The sequence below is a fragment of the Aerococcus urinaehominis genome, assembly GCF_001543245.1.
Classification (GTDB): domain Bacteria; phylum Bacillota; class Bacilli; order Lactobacillales; family Aerococcaceae; genus Aerococcus; species Aerococcus urinaehominis.
Genome location: NZ_CP014163.1, coordinates 587459 through 604367, shown reverse-complemented (window position 1 = coordinate 604367; position 16909 = coordinate 587459). Strand labels below are relative to the sequence as shown.

Annotated in this window: 14 protein-coding genes; all 14 read left to right on the top strand. The window is 45.8% G+C overall.

Features of this window, described 5'->3' with window-relative positions; translation table 11 throughout:
• The first annotated feature begins 8 nt into the window (after positions 1 to 8).
• The 14 genes from AWM75_RS02715 to smc all read left to right on the top strand — a co-directional run bounded on the left by AWM75_RS02715 (position 9) and on the right by smc (position 16909).
• Complete coding sequence (locus tag AWM75_RS02715) at positions 9 to 752, top strand: Stp1/IreP family PP2C-type Ser/Thr phosphatase (RefSeq protein WP_067977926.1); 744 nt, start codon at positions 9 to 11, stop codon at positions 750 to 752.
• Complete coding sequence (gene pknB / locus AWM75_RS02710) at positions 749 to 2869, top strand: Stk1 family PASTA domain-containing Ser/Thr kinase (protein WP_067977924.1); 2121 nt, start codon at positions 749 to 751, stop codon at positions 2867 to 2869. The genes AWM75_RS02715 and pknB overlap by 4 nt, the downstream gene beginning before the upstream one ends.
• Before the next feature lies 1 nt (position 2870).
• Positions 2871 to 3776 carry a ribosome small subunit-dependent GTPase A gene (rsgA, locus tag AWM75_RS02705; RefSeq protein ID WP_067977922.1) on the top strand — a complete coding sequence of 302 codons (906 nt, stop codon included), beginning with the start codon at positions 2871 to 2873 and terminating at the stop codon, positions 3774 to 3776.
• 13 nt (positions 3777 to 3789) lie between these two features.
• Positions 3790 to 4446, top strand: a complete 657-nt coding sequence (rpe, locus tag AWM75_RS02700) for a ribulose-phosphate 3-epimerase (protein WP_067977919.1) — start codon at positions 3790 to 3792, stop codon at positions 4444 to 4446.
• The gene (locus tag AWM75_RS02695) at positions 4443 to 5105 is read left to right on the top strand and encodes a thiamine diphosphokinase (protein WP_067977917.1); all 663 of its coding nucleotides are present in this window, start codon (positions 4443 to 4445) and stop codon (positions 5103 to 5105) included. Before rpe ends, AWM75_RS02695 begins: the two co-directional genes overlap by 4 nt.
• An 86-nt stretch (positions 5106 to 5191) precedes the next feature.
• The gene (gene rpmB / locus AWM75_RS02690) at positions 5192 to 5383 is read left to right on the top strand and encodes a 50S ribosomal protein L28 (protein WP_067977915.1); all 192 of its coding nucleotides are present in this window, start codon (positions 5192 to 5194) and stop codon (positions 5381 to 5383) included.
• A gap of 193 nt (positions 5384 to 5576) precedes the next feature.
• The gene (locus AWM75_RS02685) at positions 5577 to 5939 is read left to right on the top strand and encodes an Asp23/Gls24 family envelope stress response protein (RefSeq protein ID WP_067977913.1); all 363 of its coding nucleotides are present in this window, start codon (positions 5577 to 5579) and stop codon (positions 5937 to 5939) included.
• A gap of 23 nt (positions 5940 to 5962) precedes the next feature.
• Positions 5963 to 7648, top strand: a complete 1686-nt coding sequence (locus AWM75_RS02680) for a DAK2 domain-containing protein (RefSeq protein ID WP_412459294.1) — start codon at positions 5963 to 5965, stop codon at positions 7646 to 7648.
• A gap of 168 nt (positions 7649 to 7816) precedes the next feature.
• On the top strand, positions 7817 to 8830 hold the full coding sequence (locus AWM75_RS02675) for an MsnO8 family LLM class oxidoreductase (protein WP_067977911.1): 1014 nt from the start codon (positions 7817 to 7819) through the stop codon (positions 8828 to 8830).
• Positions 8831 to 8989: 159 nt separating this feature from the next.
• Positions 8990 to 11026, top strand: a complete 2037-nt coding sequence (recG, locus tag AWM75_RS02670) for an ATP-dependent DNA helicase RecG (protein ID WP_067977909.1) — start codon at positions 8990 to 8992, stop codon at positions 11024 to 11026.
• A gap of 11 nt (positions 11027 to 11037) precedes the next feature.
• Positions 11038 to 12063, top strand: coding sequence for a phosphate acyltransferase PlsX (plsX, locus tag AWM75_RS02665; RefSeq protein ID WP_067977907.1), 1026 nt, complete (start codon positions 11038 to 11040; stop codon positions 12061 to 12063).
• 2 nt (positions 12064 to 12065) lie between these two features.
• Entirely contained in the window at positions 12066 to 12317 is a 252-nt protein-coding gene (gene acpP / locus AWM75_RS02660; protein WP_067977905.1) for an acyl carrier protein, read from the top strand.
• 311 nt (positions 12318 to 12628) lie between these two features.
• Positions 12629 to 13330: a ribonuclease III gene (gene rnc, locus AWM75_RS02655; RefSeq protein WP_082702027.1), complete on the top strand. Its 702-nt coding sequence runs from the start codon at positions 12629 to 12631 to the stop codon at positions 13328 to 13330.
• A gap of 18 nt (positions 13331 to 13348) precedes the next feature.
• Positions 13349 to 16909 (top strand): chromosome segregation protein SMC, encoded by a 3561-nt coding sequence (gene smc, locus AWM75_RS02650; protein WP_067977901.1) that lies wholly within the window; start codon positions 13349 to 13351, stop codon positions 16907 to 16909.

Below are 16909 nucleotides of genomic sequence, written 5' to 3'. Positions count from 1 at the left end.
GTTTAGCTATGGAGATTGCCAAACTAACCGATGTTGGTAAGCGACGCCAGGTCAACCAAGACCAGGTGGGTGTTTTTTATGACAAAACTGGCCAGCCCATGCTTATCTTGTGCGATGGCATGGGGGGCCACAATGCTGGAGATGTTGCCGCTGAAATGGCCCTCTACCAGCTAGGTCATGCTTTTGAACAAACAGGTTTTTCCTCTAGCCATCAAGCCAAGGGCTGGTTACAGGCGGAGATAGAGGCTTGTAACCAGCGCATATATGAAAAGTCCCAGCTTTTTCAAGACCTCCAAGGTATGGGTACGACCATTGTTGTCTTAGTTATTATTGATGACTTTGCCCTAGCTGGCCATGTGGGAGATTCGCGCCTGTATCTCATTACACCAACTGATATTGAGCAAAAGACCAAGGACCACTCTTATGTCCAAGAACTAGTTGATGCTGAGATGATTACACCCGAAGAGGCTGACCACCACCCGCAAAAAAATATTATTACCCGCTCTTTAGGTAGTCAGGACCCGGTTCAAGTAGACCTAGTCCGCTTTTATGTCAATGCAGACGATGTCTTTTTACTATGTTCAGATGGTCTCACAGACATGCTGACTGACCAAGACATTTATCAAACAATAGTTACCAGCCCAGACCTAAAAACGGCTGTCAATAAGTTAGTAGACCAGGCCAACGCAGCTGGTGGGCGCGATAATATCTCAGTGGTTTTAGCCCGTCGTGAAGGAGGTGGCCGTGTATGAATCCCGGACAAATAATTGATGACCGTTATGAGATTATTGATTTAATTGGTACCGGGGGTATGGCAGATGTTTATCTAGCCTATGATCCAATTTTAGCCCGGCAGGTAGCCATCAAATTTCTGCGGGTTGGTAGCCACAATCTCCATGATGCCATCATTCGTTTCCAGCGTGAAGCTAATGCGGTATCGGAAATCAACCATCCTAATATTGTTAATATCTATGATGTGGGGATTGACCGTAATGTACAGTTTATTGTGATGGAGTATGTGGATGGTTTAGACTTAAAGACTTATATCCAAACCTATCAACCGCTTCCGATTGACCAGGCCTGCGACATTACCCTGCAGATTTTGGCTGGTATCCAAGCTGCCCACCAGCAGGGGATTATCCACCGTGATTTAAAGCCACAAAATATCAAAATTAAAGATGATGGCCAAGTCAAGGTTATGGATTTTGGTATTGCCACGGTTTCCTCTGAAACCTCTATTACTCGGACTAACGCCATTATTGGCTCTGTCCACTACCTGTCACCCGAGCAGGCCCGGGGCGCCATGGCGACTGCCCAGTCTGATATTTATTCGATCGGTATTGTCCTGTTTGAGTTATTAACGGGGACCATTCCTTTTGAAGGCGAGTCCGCTGTTACCATCGCTCTCAAACATTTTCAAGAACCCTTGCCTGATATTCGCGACTATCGCGCTGATGTGCCTAACGCCCTAATCAATGTGGTCCAGCGAGCAACAGCTAAGAAGGTAACAGAGCGTTACCGCACGACCGCAGAAATGATTAGTGATTTGCAGACCGCCCTAGACAGTGACCGGGCCGGGGAGGCCATCCTGGTGACCTCCCATGTACCAGAAGAAAGCTTGCTTTTAGCTAAGGAGGATATAGAAGGGCAGATTGGGACGAGCGAGGAAACGATCCTTTTAAATGAGGGTTTAACACCAGTCCAGGCCGCGCCGCTAGTTGAGGAGCGCCCAGCTTTTGCGGCAGACTCAGCTACTGAATCTCAGGACCAAGTTCAAATAGCTAGCAGTAGTGATAAACAGGGTAAAATCAAGATTAATGACCCTGACCACCAAGCTCGTATGAAGAAGTGGTTGCTCATGGCTTCAGGGGTCTTAGCCATCCTAGTGCTAGCCATCTTGGCCCAAGCAACCGGGCTTTTTGCGCGTGAAGTTACTGTGCCTGATCTCCAAGGCCTTAGCCAGGCTGAAGCAGCTTCAACCCTAGCTGACCACCAATTGCAGGTTGGTGATAGCGACTATGAATATCATAGCCAGATAGCCAGTGACCAGATAATTGCCAGCCAACCCAAAGCCGGTAGCCATGTTAAAGAAGAAAGCCAGGTTGATCTAATTATCAGTCAAGGCCCGGAACCCGTTCAGGTAGGCAATTATGTTGGTAGTCAGTTTGAACAGGTTAAAAAGGACCTGGAAAAGGCTGGTTTTACCGTGAATCGCATTGACGATTATAGTGAAACGGTTGGCCAGGATAAGGTCATTAGTCAGAGTATTGCTCCTGGCGAATCAGTCATCGCCCAAGATACTGCGATTGATTTGACCGTATCACTAGGCCGGCAAACATTCCAAATGCCCGATCTAACTGGTTGGGCCCAGTCGGATGTCGAAGCTTATGCGGAAGAGTATGGGCTAAGCCTGGCAACCAAGCAAGAAAAAACCGGAGCAGTGCCATCAGGTACGGTACTTGACCAAAGTATCGGCGTGGGTCAAGACTTTCATATTGGTGATAAGTTATCAGTCACTATCGCCCAGGAACCAGAAAAGGTTACCTTTAGGCATACTGTCACTATCCCTTATAAGGCCAATAATGCCCGGCAATCAAGTGAGGATACTGCTTGGTGGCAAGGCGTGAAAGACTGGTGGCAAGGTCAGCAGGTTTATGCCAGCTTGTTTAGACGATCTAGTAATGAAATTAAAGTTTACATGGATGACCTCAACCATAGCTACGATACCCCAGCCGATACCTTTAGCATATCCTCAGACCGGTCATATACCATGACCTTTGAAACTGAGAAGGGTGAGACAGCGCGCTTTAAAATTGAACGAGATGGTGAAGTAATTATGGAAAATAAAGTTAAAGCAAGTGAGGACTAATATGCAGGAAAAGGAACAAGTCTACCAGGGCCAGGTTGAAAAGGCTCTGAGTGGTTTTTATTACATCCGCAGCCAAGCTGATGGCCAGATTTACCAAACACGGGCCCGAGGTCAATTTCGTAATACCAATACCAAGCCCCTGGTAGGAGACTATGTTGATTTCATCAAGACGGAAGGGGACCAAGGCTACTTAGTGGCCATTCATGACCGCAAAAATGCCTTAGTCAGACCAGCTGTCGCTAATGTTGACCTAGCTTTTCTAGTCTGTTCAGTTGTTGAACCGCAGATCAGTCCAAAACTCATTGACCGCTATTTAGTCTACTTAGAGAGTCTGGCTATCCAGCCCTTGATTTATTTTTCTAAGTTAGACCTACTTAATCAATCTGATTATGCTGACTATCTGCTAGCTCGTCGACTTTATGAGTCAGTTGGTTACCAGGTCTTTGATAACCTAGATGCCCATGAGCGCTTGGATGAATTAGCTAGCCTAACCCAAGACCAGTTGATGGTAGTTGTTGGCCAATCTGGTGTGGGTAAGTCAACCTTCCTCAACCAAGTTTTACCTGAACTAGCTCTTGAGACTGGCGCCGTATCTCAAGCTTTAGGCCGGGGGCGTCATACGACCCGGCATGTTGAGTTGCACCATCTGCTGGGTGGACAAATAGTTGATACCCCAGGTTTTTCCAGCATCAGCTTTGACCACCTTGATAAGCGCGACCTAGCTAGCTGTTTTCCAGAAATGCGTGATTTAGCGCCTTATTGTAAATTCAGGGAGTGCACCCATATTCCTGAGCCTAAGTGTGCCGTCAAGGCGGGTCTAGTTGAGGGGACGATTAGCCAGGAACGCTATGACAGTTACCTACAATTATTTGAAGAAATCAGTCAAATTAAACCTGATTATCGTTAGAGAGGATGATTTTATGTATATTGCACCTTCGATTTTAGCTGCTAATATTGCTCACTTGGGTCAGGATGTGGAAAAAATTGACCAGGCTGGTGCGGACTTTGTGCATATTGATATTATGGATGGTCATTTTGTGCCTAATTTGAGCTTTGGAGTTAGCGTGGTTGAAGCCCTACGCCCACAAACCGAACTTAAATTAGACTGTCACTTAATGGTTACCAATCCAGAAGATTATATTGATCTTTATGCCCAAGCTGGTGCAGACTACTTTACCTTCCATTATGAGGCTGCCCCTCATCTGCATGCGCTCATACAGAAAATCAAGGCAGCTGGTATGAAGGCAGGCTTAGCCATTAATCCCGGCACACCAGTTTCGGTTATTGAACCGGTCTTAGCTGACCTAGATTTAGTTTTAGTGATGACAGTTAACCCTGGTTTTGGTGGCCAGGCCTTTATTCCATCAACGGTTAAGAAAATTGAAATTTTGGACCAGCTGCGGCGGGAAAATCCGTCCTATGATTATTTGATTGAAGTTGATGGTGGCATTAACCAAGCAACTTGCCAACAATGCTACCAGCTTGGTGCTGATGTTTTTGTTGCCGGCTCTTATATCTACGGTAGTGATGACATTGCGCAGACTATTGCTGGTATGCGCGAGGTGGCTAAAAAATGACGGTTGTTTTCGTAGCTACTGGTCCAGATTATGACCAGGACCATTTTCTGGCTGAGGTTGCCGGCTTGGACCAAGCTGTTTTTATTGGGATTGATCGTGGTGTCAGCCGCCTACTTGAAGCTGGTTTGCCGATTGAATTAGCCATTGGTGATTATGATTCTGTGCCGCTAGCTGTGCAGTGGCAGGCCGAGGCGGTTGCCCAACATTTTATCCGTTTAGCGACTGACAAAGACCAAACAGATACTGAGGCTGCGATTGAGTGGGCGCTTAACCATTACCCTGACCAGGCTTATTATTTCTATGGTATTTTTGGTGGACGTATAGACCACGAGCTGTCAAATTTATGGTTGGCCTACCAGCCTCAGCTCCAAGATAAGTTAATTGATATGACTTTTATTGGCTTAAGTAATCGCTTAAAATTTTATCGGCCAGGGACTTATCAAATTAGCCCGTTACCAGATTATGACTACTTATCTTTTATTGGACTAACATCGATAAAAAATCTCACTTTAACAGGGGTTAAATATGAACTGGACCAGGTTGACTACCCGTATCCGATTGCGCTGGTATCCAATGAATTTATCAGCTCAGACCAGGATATGAGGCTTTCGTTTAGCCATGGTTTGCTCATGGCGATTCAGTCGCGAGATGCTGGTTAATTAAGAAAAATAAAAAAAGCTTGAATTTTATTGGCAAGCTTGCTAAACTATTCTAGTATACGATTTTTAAAGGAGGCAAACATCAAATGGCAAAAGAATGTTATTTCACTGGTCGCAAGGCTAAATCTGGTAATAACCGCTCACACGCGTTAAACGCAACTAAACGTACTTATAAACCAAACTTACAAAAAGTTCGTATTATCGATGAAAATGGTAATAAAAAACGTGTATGGGTTTCTGCTCGTGCTTTAAAGAGCGGTAAAGTACAACGCGTATAATTTTGAATTTAAAGGTCTAGCTGCGGCTAGGCTTTTTCTTTTGCTTTTTCTGCCTGAAAAGCTACTCTAGTGGTCATGGATCTAGCTAATAATTCAATCAGCTTTAGGATATTAGCTGAATTTATGGTAAAATAAATTGATATGTCTTTTCCGTATCTCAAAGAAGATAATAAATATAGAGGAGGCTTCTGTTATGGCAGTAAAAATTCAATCAAATTTGGGTGAAATTGATGTCACAAATGAAGCAATCGCCACTGTTGTTGGTGTCGCTACTACCCGTAATTATGGCGTGGTTGGCATGGCCAGCAAGCATCAAATCCGTGATGGCATTCAAGAAATTTTAAATATCGAAAATTATGCACGTGGCGTTTTAGTCAGGGTTGAAGACAACCTAATCGTTGTTGATTTGTATATTATTGTGAACTATGGAACAAAAATTTCTGAAATTTGTCGTAATGTCCAAAGTTCAGTAAAATATGAGCTTGAAAAGGTGTTGGGCTTGTCGGCTAACGTGGTAAACGTTTATGTCCAAGGCGTCCGTACCCAAGAGGATTAAAAACAAATAAGGAGGTTATTTTGTTGCATTCCAAAGAATTAAAGGCCCAAGATTTGCAGGCCATGTTTGAAGTAGGGGCTAACCGCCTGACGGAAAATGTTGACTATGTTAACGCCCTAAATGTATTTCCCGTTCCGGATGGTGATACGGGAACCAATATGAACTTATCTTTTACATCTGGTGTAGACCAGGTAATCAGAAAACAATCACAAACTGCTGGTGAAATTGCCGCTGATTTAGCCAAGGGGCTCTTGATGGGCGCACGCGGTAATTCGGGTGTCATTCTTTCCCAATTATTCCGTGGTTTTGCTAAGGCTTTAGAAGATTTAGACACTGTTAATGCTAAGCAATTGGGTCAAGCTTTTAGCCAGGGTGTAGAAACAGCCTACAAAGCAGTTATGAAACCTGTTGAAGGGACCATCCTCACTGTGGCTCGTGAAGCAGCGGAAGCAGGTCAAGCTTATTTAGCCGAGGGTGATGATCCGGTTGAATTGATGCGCCAGGTACAAGCGGCTGGCCAAGTGGCCTTGGATAATACGCCTAATCTTTTGCCAGTTTTAGCAGAAGTTGGTGTGGTCGATTCTGGTGGTCAAGGCTTACTCTTTATTTACACCGGCTTTTTAGAATCGCTAACTGGTGAGGCTGTTCCTAGCCAACCAAGCAATCTATCCCAAGCTGATGTGACAGAGATTGCCCACCATGAGCATCATTTTGATACCGCCCACGCGGTAAATACAGAAGATATTAAATTTGGTTACTGTACTGAAATCATGGTCCGCCTTAAGGATGGGCCAACCTATACTGATGAATTTGATTATGATAGCTTCCGTAATTATTTAAATGATTTGGGCGATTCATTATTAGTCGTCAATGATGATGAAATCGTCAAAGTCCATGTGCATACGGAAACACCGGGTGAAGTCATGAACTATGGTCAGAAATTCGGATCCTTGATTAAAATTAAAGTGGATAATATGCGCGAGCAACACGATGCCCTTCTAGACGGACAAGGCAGTGTGAGCGAAGCCATCCCAGTTTCTGATGAAAAACCTGCTAAGTATGGCATTATTGCAGTTGCTGCTGGCCAAGGTATTCAAGACCTCTTCAAGAGCATGGGGGCTACCAATATTATTAATGGTGGTCAAACCATGAATCCTTCTACTGAGGATATTCTCAAGGCGATTGACCAAGCTAATGCCGAAAATATTATTATTTTGCCTAATAATAAGAATATCTTTATGGCCGCCGAGCAGGCTGCGCAAGTGGCTGATATGCCATGCGCAGTGATTCCAAGTCGGACCATTTCTCAAGGAATTACCGCCTTGCTAGCTTATAATGGCCTTGCTGAATTGGCAGATAACCAGGCAGCTATGACTGAAGAATTAGCTTTTGTCAAGAGTGGTCAAATTACTAATGCCGTTCGTGATACCCAGATTGACGGTTTAACCATTAAGAAAGATGACTTTATGGGTATTGTGGAAGGGGATATTAAGGTTGCTGACGCTGATTTAGCTAGTGCAACCCAAGCAACCATTGCAGCGATGCTAGATGAGGACAGTGAAATTGTCACCTTAATTATTGGTGACCAAGGTGACCAAGCTCAAGCTGAGGCAATCATAGGTCAATTACAGATTGATTATCCAGAAGTTGAGTACGAGATTGTACAAGGCGACCAACCTGTTTACCATTATTTAGTATCAGTAGAATAATCAAAACAGCGTTCAAAAAAGCGTAATATTGAGTTTTCATCTTACTTACGCCAGAAAAACTGTGCCGGACTAGGGAAGTTATTTTACCCCCCAGTACCGGCTTTTTTCTTTTTATGCCTGTTTTAATGCTATAATCAATTTATGATAAACGTGGAAGGAGAAACAATAATGTCCTCAAAAATTGGGATACTGGATTTTATCCCTCGGGATAAATATACTAGCGATTTTGAAGCCTTTCAAAATACCATTAAACTCGCCCAACATGCTGATGAATTAGGCTTGCAAAGGTACTGGGTAGCCGAACACCATAACACCCCTTCGATATTAGGAAATTCTCCTTTAATCTTGATGGCCCGCCTGGCATCTATCACCAAAGAGATTAAGGTGGGGGCCGGTGGGGTAATGCTAGATAATACTAGTCCTTACCAGTTAGCTGAAAATATGAAGACTTTTTCAGCAATTTTACCAGGCCGGATTGAAATGGGTGTGGGCCATTCAACACCTACCGAACTTGAAGCCCAGGATGAACTGGGTTTGAACATCCGCCATAATCTTGATTACGAAGCTGAACTTAGACAGTTAGTTGCCTATAGCGATGCTAACTTTGCCCTTAATGGCCAGCGGAATGCTTCCCCTATAGCGATGCCAGTCATTCATGAGGATAGCATGCCGCTCTACCTTCTGTCAGCGTCAGCTAAGCGGGCCCAATTTTGTGGTGAAATGGGTTTAGGTTTTAATTTTGGTCTGTTTCTCAATAATAATTTGGATGAGGCCAAGCAGGCTATTCAGATTTACCGAGATTATTTTAGGCCCTCGATATTCCTGAGCCAACCTGAGGCAACCCTGTCGCTATTTGCTGTCTCAGCTTATAATGAAGACCTGATTCCAATATTAGAACACGCCTTGGACTACTGGTTAATGGCCTTTTTGACTGATAAGCGGTCGGTGTATTCGCTCTTAAGTCCGGATGATGCTGCTGACTATCCTTTTTCCAAGGAAGAACAGGCTTTTGTCGCTGATTTTACTTATCGTAAAGTGGTAGGGGATCCTTTGACTATAGAAAAGCAACTTAAGGCGCTGATGACCGAGACTAAGTGTGATAATTTTCTAATTGGCAACATGCTATCGACCCTACCAGCCAGACGTAATTTACTGGAGATTTTGGCCCAAATAAAATTGTAGTTAACAGTAAGCCTTCGAGGCTAAAATTTTGAAGTATATTTCTGCTAGAGCCTGGCCCGGTGGGTTAGGCTCTATTGGTGTTTACAGGCCTAAGCTGAGGTTTTGCCAGCCGTTAAAACATGTTAGAATAGGATTAAACTATAAGGAGGTCAGGGGTTCGTGAAATCATTATTAGACCCAGTCACAGTCCTAAAGGGCGTTGGCCAAGCTAAGGCGGATTTATTGGCAAAATTAAATATCACCACCATCCAAGACCTGCTTTACCATTTTCCTTTTCGTTATCAAGATATTTCGGTCAAGGACCTACACCAGCTGGTTGACGGCCAGGAAGCGACCTTGGCCGGAATTGTTCGTACCGAACCAGTTGTCCAGTATTATGGCGGTAAAAAAAGTCGCTTGTCGGTACGCTTAGCTGTTGGTCCAGACCTGGTCCAGGTGACTATTTTTAACCAGCCCTATCTCAAAAAAAATTTCGTAATCGGCGAGTCAGTTTATGTTTATGGGAAATATGAGGCAGGTCGCCAGCAACTCTTGGCCTACCGGGTCTTTAACCACCACCAGGAAGATGACCAAATGGCTGCTATCTATCCTACCACTGCCAAACTTAGCCAAAAAACGATCCAGGATTTAGTCACCCAGGCCCTAGTTGGTTACCAAGATTTAATTCCAGAGATTTTACCCCAGGCAATTAGTGACCACTACCAATTGATGGGGCATCGCCAGGCGGTAGGGCAGGTTCACTTCCCGGATAGCGAAGCTGCTAGCCTGCAAGCCCGGCGGCAAATCAAATACCAAGAATTCTTCCTCTACCAGCTCGGCTTACAGTGGCGCCGCCTCAGTCAGCGTCAGCATGAGCTTGGTGCTCAAATACGTTATAATAATCAAGAACTGATTGCCTTTATTCAGACCATTCCCTTTGAGTTGACCAGTGACCAAAAAAAAGTGGTCAATGAAATTTGCGCTGATTTACGGCAAACCTATCCCATGAATCGTTTACTTCAAGGTGATGTGGGGTCCGGTAAAACAATTGTGGCGACTATTGCCATTTATGCTACGGCTATTGCAGGTTACCAATCAGCTTTAATGGTGCCAACTGAGATTTTAGCTGACCAACATTTTCAGTCGATTCAGGCTATTTTTGACCAGACACCCGTCCAAGTTGCCCTGCTTACTGGGTCAACCAAGGCTAAAGACCGGCGGCAAATTTTAGCGGGTTTAGCCGAGGGCAGCATCCATGTGGTAGTGGGTACCCATGCCTTGATCCAAGATGATGTTGCTTTTCGCCGCCTGGGTTTGGCTATTATTGATGAGCAACATCGTTTTGGTGTCAACCAAAGGGCTGCCCTGCGTCAAAAGAGCCAAGAAGAAGCAGCTAACTTGCTTTATATGACCGCTACCCCAATTCCCCGGACCCTGGAAATTACGATTATGGGCGATATGGATGTCTCTAAAATTAAGGCTCTACCCAGTGGTCGCCAGCCAATCCAAACCCTGTGGGTGCGACCCAGCCAGGCTGACCGTGTCCAAGACCAGGTCTGGGGCCAATTAAAGGCTGGGCACCAGGTTTATATTATTTGCCCGCTAATCCAGGAATCTGAGAGTTTGGAAGTTCAAAATGCTGAAAATATTTACCAGGACTACCAAGCACAATATGGTGACTACTTTGGCGTAGGGCTCCTTCATGGTAAAATGACTAATGAAGAAAAGGACCAGGTCATGGCTGATTTTCAAGCGAATCGTTGCCAAATTTTAGTAGCAACGACTGTAGTTGAGGTTGGTGTTAACGTCCCCAATGCCACCTTCATGGTAATCCTAGATGCTGACCGTTTTGGCCTGGCTCAACTCCACCAATTGCGGGGGCGGATTGGCCGAGGGGCTTGGGCTTCAACCTGTGTGTTGATTGCTGATCCAAAAACTGAGAATGGTAAGCAAAGGATGCAGATTATGACCCAATCGACAGATGGTTTTTATTTGAGCCAGCAAGATTTGGAATTGCGGGGGGCGGGGGACTATTTTGGCACTAAACAATCAGGCCTGCCTCGTTTTAAGCTGGCAGACCCCATCGGCGACCAAGTCATGCTTGGTTATGCCCGTCGTGATGCCGGTCAAGTGGCTAGAGATATGCAAGCCAATCCTCAATTATACCCACAGCTACAAGCTTGGTTAAGCCAACAAGCGAAAAACTTCAACCAATAAAGGAGATAAAAATGAGAATCGCAATTGATGCCATGGGCGGCGACAATGCCCCAGAAGAAATTTGTCTAGGAGCTGTAAAGGCCGCCCAAGATTATCCTAATTTATCCTTAATCTTGTATGGTCAAGCAGATCAGATTAAACCTTACCTAGCGGGCCAGGATCTGGCTAACTTGAGTGTCGTGGATTGCCAAGAAGTAATTGCGACTGGAGATGAACCTGTCCGGGCGATTCGCAAGAAAAAAGATGCTTCGTTGGTAAGAGCGGCCCGAGATGTCAAGCAGGGTCATGCCCAGGCGCTCATTTCCGCCGGTAATACAGGTGCGCTACTAGCGGCTGGCCTGTTAATCGTGGGACGTATGAAGGGTGTCGACCGACCTGGCTTGATGGCTAGCCTACCTAGTATTCAAGATCTGGATAAGAACTGGCTGTTAATTGACGCCGGTGCTAATGCTGATAGTAAAGCCCAGCATTTACACCAATATGCGATTATGGCTACTATTTATGCTGACCAGGTACTTGGTTTAAGCCAGGCCCGGGTGGGCTTATTGAACAATGGCGCAGAAGCTAGCAAGGGTAGTAAGCTCACCCAGGCTGCCCATCAACTCTTAGCTCAAGAAGACCAGATTAATTTTATTGGTAATGTGGAGGCCCGGGACCTTTTAAATGGTGTGGCCGATATTGTAGTTGCTGACGGTTTTACTGGTAATGCCGTTCTAAAAACCATTGAAGGTACGGCGGGCTCAGTAATGAAGTTGCTTAAGTCCACGATTATGAATAGTGGTTTATCTGCCAAAATGGCAGGTGCTATGCTGAAAAAACCATTAAAAGAGATGCTCCAGCATGTTGACCATGACCAGGCTGGTGGTGCCATCTTGTTTGGCTGTCAAGCACCAGTTATCAAGTGTCATGGTACCGCTAATCGCCAGACCATCTACCAGGCCTTGCTACAAACTCAAGACATGTTGGCTAAAGATATTAGTCAGTCCATGGCTTTGGCCTTGGCGGCAAGCTTACAGGCCGCTAAAGAGGAGGAATAAGCATGCTACCAACTAATACAACAGTTGAGATTGTCTCTCAATTACTGGTTGAGCGTTTTGGGGTTGATGAAAATAAGGTTGGTAACGATCTGGTTTTCAGTCGTGACTTGGGGGCTGATTCCTTAGATATTATTGAAGTTGTTATGCAACTAGAAGATAAGTTTGAGATTCGGATTGCCGATGATGATTTGGAAAACATCCAAACCATGGGCGACCTGGTGCGCATTATTGACCACGAAGTAGCCAGCAAGTAAATATAATAAGAGGGTGTGAGGCTTGGCGTTCAGGAATGAACCACTGGAAGGAATTAGGCCAATATCTGCAAGCTCAAGCTATTGAGACTAATTTCTGAAGTGGCTTCAGTCCTGCCAAGCCGAACCCGACTAAAACAGGGTGTGAGGGCTGGGGCTTCAGTTCTGCCAGACCAAACCCGACTAAGCAGGGTGTGAGGAGAAGCGTTTTGAACTCGACTATGCTGCAAATGTTCGCATAAAGCGAAAGCCTGGGACTTATGACCCAGGCTCTTGAATCTTTTATAACAATAAAATCTAAAAGGAGGACACTTATGGCCTTTAATTTTAAGGAAGTTAAAGCATTATTTTTAGACCAATTTGCTATTAGCATTGACCAAGCTGTTCTGTATGAGGAAGCCTTTACGCATTCATCTTATTATAATGAACACCGGTCAGAGTTTGACAAATATAACGAGCGGATTGAGTTTTTAGGGGATGCGGTTTTAGAGCTAGTCGTATCAGAGTATCTATTCGCTCATTATCCCCAATTAAGTGAAGGAGAGCTATCTCGGATGCGGGCCCTGATTGTACGGGAAGAGAGTCTAGCTCAGTTCTGCCAAGACTGCCATTTTAATCAATACGTACGTCTAGGGACTGGGGAAGAAGCTTCTGGTGGGCGCCAGCGTCCGGCCCTCTTATGCGACCTTTTTGAAGCCGTAATCGGTGCCCTGTATCTTGATCTTGGGAAAGATGCGATTATTCATTTTATGAATCAAACCATTTACCCTAAGATCAAGAGGGGCGCATTTGATCAATTGGTTGATGCTAAAACGGCCCTACAAGAAGAGCTACAAAAGAGCGGTCGGGTCCAAATTAGCTATCAATTAGTTGGTGAGGAAGGTCCAGCTCATAATCGGCGCTTCAAGGTGGCTGTCCAGGTTAACGGTCAAACTATCGGCCAGGGGCAAGGACGAACTAAAAAGTTAGCTGAACAAGCAGCGGCCAGCCAGGCTTTGCAAGCCTTGCAGGTTTAGCAGTGAAGGAGTTGTCTTGTGTATTTAAAGGCGATTGATATGGTGGGTTTTAAGAGCTTTGCTAATAAAACCCATATCGAATTAAATCCTGGCTTTACTGCCATTGTCGGTCCCAATGGCTCAGGTAAGTCTAATATTACTGAAGCCATCAAGTGGGTTTTGGGTGAGCAATCAGCTAAATCTTTGCGGGGACGGCGGATGGATGATGTTATTTTTGCGGGTGCTAGCGAACGACGTCCCAGCCAATATGCCCAAGTAACCCTGGTATTCGATAATAGCGACCGTGTCTTGGCTATCGACCAGGATGAGGTATCGATTTCGCGGCGCTTTACCCGTAGCGGGGAGTCGACTTATCAAATTAATCAACAGAATTGTCGCTTGCGGGATATTACTGATTTGACGATGGATACAGGCGTGGGGCGGGACTCCTTTTCAATTATTTCCCAAGGACGGGTTGAAGAGATTTTTAGTCAAAAGCCTGGTGATCGTCGCGGTATTATTGAAGAAGCCGCTGGGGTTTTAAAGTATAAGACCCGTAAATATGAAGCTGAGAAAAAATTAAGAGCGACAGAAGACGATCTGAGTCGCCTCTATGATATCGTTCATGGCCTCAGCCAGCGTTTGGCCCCATTGGCTGACCAAAGAGAGGCGGCGCTTAAGTATCAAACGATGAAAGAGGAACTGAGCCAGCTGGATATCGCTTTGACTACTGTCCAAGTTGAAACTTTGTCAGACCAGTGGGCAGTCACTAAGCAAGACCTGGAGCAATTAAATGACCGGATTGATCAAAACCAAGACCAGGCCAGTCAGCTGCAAGCACAAATCAAGGCAGGCAAGGACCGCTACCAAGACTTAGACCAGTTGGTTAACCAGGATAACCAGGCCTATGTTGCTGGTGTGCAAAAAATCGAACAACTCCGGTCAGAATTAAAAGTGCTAGACCAGCAAGCTAGATTCCGGAAGCAGAGTAAGGCTAGTCAAGACCAGGTGCTAGCAGAATTGCGGGGAGCTATTAAAACAGGAACTGATGATGTCGCCCAAGTCCAAGCGGACCTGGCAGTTATCGACCAAGCTCAAGCTGACTTAGCTGATCAGATCAAGCAAGTTCAAGCTGACCTAGACCACCTGCAACCAGTCACTGACCAAGAGATTGAGGCTGAGCGGGAGCGTTATATTAATCTGCGTCAAGACCTGGTCCACCTGCGTAATCGTCTAGCGCAAAATAAAAAAGACCAGGACCAAGAAAAAGCCCAGAGTCAACGCTTAGATCGGACCAGCAATCAGGACCAGGCGGCTATTGACAAGTTAGACCAGACTAAGCTGACTCAAACTAAGGAACTTGACCAAGTTCAAGCGCATTTGGCAGAGCTGTTGGACCGCTACCGCCAGCAGGCAAGGCTTTACCAAGACCGCCAGTCTGACTTAAAGCAACTTGACCAGGGTCGTCAGCAGGCTAACCAGCATATGCTGCGAACCGAGTCACGCCTACACAGTCTCAAAGAACTAGCCGCCGACCATACTGGCTTTTACCAGGGACCAAAGGCCGCCTTAGCCTTAAAAAGCCAGCACCCTGGCATCAAAGGGGCCGTGGCCCAATTGATCCAGGTGCCGGCCAAGTACCTAGTGGCCAGTGAAATTGCTCTAGCCAGTGCCAGTCAAAATATTGTTGTGGATACTAGTCAGACTGCTAGTCAGGTCATTAAGCAATTGAAAAAAGACCAGACTGGACGGGCAACTTTTTATCCCCTGGATACGATTAAAGGACGTTACCTGCATAAAAGCGTAGGAGAGGCCGCCCAGCTAGCGCCGGGCTATTGCGGCGTTTTGGCTGAATTGCTGGACTATGACCAGGTCTACCGAGAAATCATCTATAATCTATTAGGCCAAACTCTAGTTTTCACTGACCTTGACCAGGGCCGCCATTTTGCCCGTAGCCAGGGAAACCGGGTGCGCATCGTGACCCTTGAAGGGGATTTAATCCATCCGGGCGGTTCTATGACTGGTGGGTCGGTAAAAAAACAAGCAAGAGGTTTACTAGGCCGCCAACATGAAATTGACCAACTCCAGGCCCAATTGGACCAGGAAAAAGATCGCTACCACCAAGCCCAGGCTAGTTACCAGCAATTGGCTGACCAAGTAAAAGATCAAGAGGCGCAATTGGCTAAGCTTAAAGAGCAAGGTGACGAAACCCGTTATCAAGAAAGACGGCTAAAAGACCGGCTTGACCAAACCAGCCAGCAATTGGCAGACCGCAAAAAGGAAGCGGCAGCCCAAGGCTATGAACACCAGGTTAACCAAGAAAATCTACTACAACTCAGCCAGGAAGCTGAGGAACTGCAGGCGCAATTGGCAAAAAAGGAGGCTGAGCTCGAAGAGAGTCAGGCCCGTTTAAAAACTTATAACCAATCAGCTGAGGAGAGTCGCCAGGCCAAAGACCAGCTGCAAGCCCAGTTGCAAGAGCTAAAAACAGAGCGGGCTGTGGTGGTAGAGCGCCAAGCCCAGCAGCAAAAAGAACTCAGCCAGAGTCAAGCAGATCTTGACAGTCGCCAAGATCGTTTAGCGACTATTCTAGCTGACCTGGACCAAATTAATGATGACCAAACAGCTGACCAGACCAAGCAGGCTCAGTTAGCGATTGACCTAAAAGCGGCCGAAAATTGGCGCCAAGACATGGACCAGCAACTCAAGCAGGCCCAGGCTGACCGCCAAAATCAAGCCCAGAAAAATAACGACTTGCAGGTTGCTTTGGACCAAGTAACTGCTAGTTTGCAGGACTATTACCAGCAACAAAGCAAGCTTGAGGCGCGTTCTTCCCGGTTTGAAGTGACCATCGATAATCATTTGACCCAGCTCAATGAAGACTACGGTTTGACCTTTGAGCGCGCCAAGGCCCAAAGCCACTTGGATATGTCGATTGAGGCGGCTAGTCAAAGGGTAGGGGACCTGAAACGCCAATTAAGCCAACTCGGTCCCGTTAACCTGGCAGCGATTGATGAGTATGACCAGGTGAATGACCAGTATCAATTTACGGAAGGCCAGCGTCAGGATATTTTAAAGGCCAAGGCAGATTTAGAGGCGACCATGGCTAAAATGGACCAGGAAGTGAGTCGTCGCTTTAAGCAGACCTTTAAAGTAGTCCAGGCTAATTTCCAGAAGATTTTTCCTAAGCTCTTTGGGGGTGGTCAGGCCGATTTGATTTTGACTGACCCTAGCGACCTCTTGCATACGGGCATTGAAATTAAGGCCCAACCGCCCGGCAAAAAACTCCAGCACCTGTCACTTTTATCTGGTGGGGAAAAGGCCTTGACGGCAATTGCTTTACTGTTTGCTATTTTAGAAGCTAATACTGTCGCTTTTTCCATTTTAGATGAGGTAGAGGCAGCCTTGGATGAGGCCAATGTGGCGCGTTATGGCCAATATTTGAAGAATTTTAAGGGGTCAACCCAGTTTATCGTCATTACTCACCGCAAGGGAACCATGGCTGAGGCTGACCTACTTTATGGGGTGACTATGCAAAAAGACGGTGTCTCCCAATTAGCAGCTGTGCGCTTAGAAGAATATGATGATTTGGAGGAATAA

Excerpts from the sequence above, each read along its gene's own strand:
- AWM75_RS02715 (WP_067977926.1), top strand. The coding sequence starts at position 9 with ATGGAGATTGCCAAACTAACCGATGTTGGTAAGCGACGCCAGGTCAAC.
- AWM75_RS02675 (WP_067977911.1), top strand. The coding sequence starts at position 7,817 with ATGTCCTCAAAAATTGGGATACTGGATTTTATCCCTCGGGATAAATAT.
- pknB (WP_067977924.1), top strand. The coding sequence starts at position 749 with ATGAATCCCGGACAAATAATTGATGACCGTTATGAGATTATTGATTTA.
- rsgA (WP_067977922.1), top strand. The coding sequence starts at position 2,871 with ATGCAGGAAAAGGAACAAGTCTACCAGGGCCAGGTTGAAAAGGCTCTG.
- AWM75_RS02685 (WP_067977913.1), top strand. The coding sequence starts at position 5,577 with ATGGCAGTAAAAATTCAATCAAATTTGGGTGAAATTGATGTCACAAAT.
- rpe (WP_067977919.1), top strand. The coding sequence starts at position 3,790 with ATGTATATTGCACCTTCGATTTTAGCTGCTAATATTGCTCACTTGGGT.
- rpmB (WP_067977915.1), top strand. The coding sequence starts at position 5,192 with ATGGCAAAAGAATGTTATTTCACTGGTCGCAAGGCTAAATCTGGTAAT.
- plsX (WP_067977907.1), top strand. The coding sequence starts at position 11,038 with ATGAGAATCGCAATTGATGCCATGGGCGGCGACAATGCCCCAGAAGAA.
- acpP (WP_067977905.1), top strand. The coding sequence starts at position 12,066 with ATGCTACCAACTAATACAACAGTTGAGATTGTCTCTCAATTACTGGTT.
- AWM75_RS02695 (WP_067977917.1), top strand. The coding sequence starts at position 4,443 with ATGACGGTTGTTTTCGTAGCTACTGGTCCAGATTATGACCAGGACCAT.
- rnc (WP_082702027.1), top strand. The coding sequence starts at position 12,629 with ATGGCCTTTAATTTTAAGGAAGTTAAAGCATTATTTTTAGACCAATTT.